This window comes from Corynebacterium sp. KPL2838 (assembly GCF_040225455.1).
Classification (GTDB): domain Bacteria; phylum Actinomycetota; class Actinomycetes; order Mycobacteriales; family Mycobacteriaceae; genus Corynebacterium; species Corynebacterium rhinophilum.
The window spans coordinates 1-1,076 of sequence record NZ_JBEHFT010000077.1 but is presented as its reverse complement, the minus strand read 5'-3'; the positions used below and the strand labels follow the sequence as shown (position 1 = coordinate 1,076).

Annotated in this window: 1 pseudogene; it reads left to right on the top strand. The window is 55.3% G+C overall.

The window, feature by feature from the left end:
* A pseudogene (locus ABRP98_RS11725) lies at positions 1-1,046 on the top strand (IS3 family transposase); the annotation flags it as partial.
* Positions 1,047-1,076: the final 30 nt, after the last annotated feature.

Below are 1,076 nucleotides of genomic sequence, written 5' to 3'. Positions count from 1 at the left end.
CTTCAGGCGGCGAAACAATGGAAGAAGAGCTTGGGGCGTCTGCGCCGAGAAAACCGCGAACTGAAACGAGCAAACGGGATTGTTAAGACTGCTTCGGCTTTTTTCGCAGCGGAACTCGACCGACCCTAAGACCAAATGATCTCTTACATCGACGCGTATAAAGATCAGTTTGGGGCCCGGGTCCATCTGCAGAGTCCTTAAACAAGCAGATCGTGGATTCATCACCTCACGCGGCTACCGCAAAGCCACCACACGTGTTCCCAGCGCAAGAGCCTTAAGCGATAGCCTGCTCATCCCAGAGATACAACGTGTGCATGCGGAAAACTTCTCGGTCTACGGCATCCGCAAAATGTGGCACGCCATGAACCGTGAAGGCTTTCATATCGGCCGCGACAAGACCGCACGTCTGATGAAACTCGCAGGTGTTTCCGGCCGCCGACGTGGACGAACCCCTGTGACAACGATTAGCCCGAAGGCACCGGATCATCGCCCAGACCTTGTACAGCGAGACTTCCGTGCGCAGGCGCCAGGCAGGTTGTGGGTTGGGCGACATTACCTACGTTCGCACCCTGTCAGGATTCGCCTACACCGCATTTGTCGTGGATGTATTCAGCCGAAAAATTGTTGGTGTCGCTACACGATCGACAATGCGCACCGACGCGCTGCCGATGGAGGCTTTGGAGCATGCGTTAACGACTGCAGGGCGAATTCATGGAAACCAGTTAATTCACCATAGCGATCGGGGCAGCCAGTATGTGTCGTGGAAGTATTCCACTGCGCTAGCTGAGTCAGGAATCCGCCCGAGTGTGGGAACAGTCGGCGATTCTTACGACAATGCGCTAGCCGAAACAGTCAACGGTCTCTACAAGGCTGAACTGATTCATGCCCAAGGCCCGTGGACGTCGGTCGGAGAAGTCGAACTGGCCACCTTGCGGTGGGTGCATTGGTGGAACACCAAGCGGCTTCATGAAGCTTTGGACTACGCCACCCCACAGGAAGTAGAAACCGAGTACTATCTCACCCAGCCCATCAACACAGGGCCGTAAAAGAAGCGGAACTAAACCCAGGACGCTTCA